A 1,517-nucleotide genomic window follows, 5' to 3' on the forward strand; every position below is an offset into this window, starting at 1 on the left:
TAAAAAAAAATTATTAAATTACTCTAAAGTTTTTTTATTTTTGGCCGATAACTATTTTGTAAACCGTAAAAATTATAACCTTGGATGTTTAAGCCATTTCTTTTTAGAAAAGTATTTGGGGAAATATTTTTCGGAAACAACTAAAGAAATGGAGACTTCTACCGATAAATGAAGTAGAAGCAATAAATACTCCAAGGAAGGAGGAAAAAATATGCGTATAGATGCATACAGTCAGGTTCAGCAGATTTACTCGACAAGCAAAGTTAATAAGACAAAAGCAACAAAGAAGACGGAGAACATTAGGGATACAGTATCCTTTTCTTCTATCGGAAAAGATATTCAGGTTGCTAAACAGGCTGTGAACGCTGCGCCGGATGTCAGGGAAGACAAGGTGAAAGCGCTTAAAGCAGCTATTAAGAATGGAACTTATGACGTGAGTGGAGAGGCTTTTGCGGACAAATTACTGGCTAAATTTGATGAAGCCGAAGAGCTTGCGTAACTAATTTAATAAATATAATAGGAGGATGATTCCAGTGGCTAGTCTTATGGAAAATCTGATTGAGATTCTTGATCAGGAATGTGTTATGTATGAGAATTTACTGGGGTTATCTGGCAACAAGACACCGATAATCATAAAAGGTGATCTTGATGCACTTGCTAAAATCACGGATGAGGAGCAGCACGTAATAGGTAATATCCAGTCGCTTGAAAAAAAGAGGCAGACTGCAATGAAGGATATTGCAAATGTGCTTAACAAGGATGTTAATTCATTGAAACTGACCGATCTGATAGAGGTCTTGGAGAAAAGACCTGAGGAACAGAAAAATCTGGCAGAGAGGCGTGACAAACTAGTTGCTGTCGCAGATAGTGTCAGACGTGTGAACGGCCAGAACCAGGAACTTCTTCTTAGTTCATTGGAAATGGTTCAATTTGAAATGAACATCATCCAGGCGTCAAAAAGCGCTCCACAGACGGCGAATTATTCAAGAGCTTTAGACACTACAGGCGATTGTTTAGGTTACACACCGGGCGGATTCGATGCAAAGCAATAGCGTACCACCTGTGAAAGGGTGGTACGGATGCAACAGATACCCCGTATGGAAACCGTTTAAAAGCGGTAGTGTCTTTTTTATGCGAAAAATTAAGCGAGAAAACCAAACGCGGCGAAGCGGAGAAATTTGCATCGCGCAGTTATAGGAGGCAGAATATGGCACTTATGGCTAATCTGTATGTTGGTGCTTCGGGACTGACAACTTCACAGAATGCATTAAATACAACCGCACATAATATGTCCAACATGGATACAGTGGGATTCACCAGACAGCAGGTTACTCAGGGAACCAGATTTTATAACACTCTTGATACAAGAACTGACAGAATATCATGGACACAAATAGGAAATGGTGTTAACTATAACAACTGTCAATGCCAGTTTCCTAGCTTAACTAAATAGAACTATTATGAGTAATCAGCTCAAATCAGCTAATCATGCGGATTTGAGCTGATTTTTGTCATGT

Annotated in this window: 3 protein-coding genes; all 3 read left to right on the forward strand. The window is 39.2% G+C overall.

The window, feature by feature from the left end:
- Positions 1-211 precede the first annotated feature (211 nt).
- The 3 genes from flgM (at position 212) to BM146_RS18925 (ending at position 1,453) form a co-directional block, all read left to right on the forward strand.
- Positions 212-499 carry a flagellar biosynthesis anti-sigma factor FlgM gene (gene flgM / locus BM146_RS18915; RefSeq protein WP_074892248.1) on the forward strand — a complete coding sequence of 96 codons (288 nt, stop codon included), beginning with the start codon at positions 212-214 and terminating at the stop codon, positions 497-499.
- Between the two features lie 25 nt (positions 500-524).
- Positions 525-1,052, forward strand: coding sequence for a flagellar protein FlgN (locus BM146_RS18920; protein ID WP_242949450.1), 528 nt, complete (start codon positions 525-527; stop codon positions 1,050-1,052).
- A 155-nt stretch (positions 1,053-1,207) separates the two neighbouring features.
- Complete coding sequence (locus BM146_RS18925; RefSeq protein WP_074892250.1) at positions 1,208-1,453, forward strand: flagellar basal body protein; 246 nt, start codon at positions 1,208-1,210, stop codon at positions 1,451-1,453.
- Positions 1,454-1,517 lie beyond the last annotated feature (64 nt).

Origin of the sequence: Butyrivibrio proteoclasticus, from assembly GCF_900115735.1 — a bacterium.
GTDB classification, from domain to species: Bacteria; Bacillota; Clostridia; order Lachnospirales; family Lachnospiraceae; genus Butyrivibrio; species Butyrivibrio proteoclasticus_B.

Coding starts and splice junctions, on each gene's coding strand:
- BM146_RS18920 (WP_242949450.1), top strand. CDS start 525: ATGATTCCAGTGGCTAGTCTTATGGAAAATCTGATTGAGATTCTTGAT.
- flgM (WP_074892248.1), top strand. CDS start 212: ATGCGTATAGATGCATACAGTCAGGTTCAGCAGATTTACTCGACAAGC.
- BM146_RS18925 (WP_074892250.1), top strand. CDS start 1,208: ATGGCACTTATGGCTAATCTGTATGTTGGTGCTTCGGGACTGACAACT.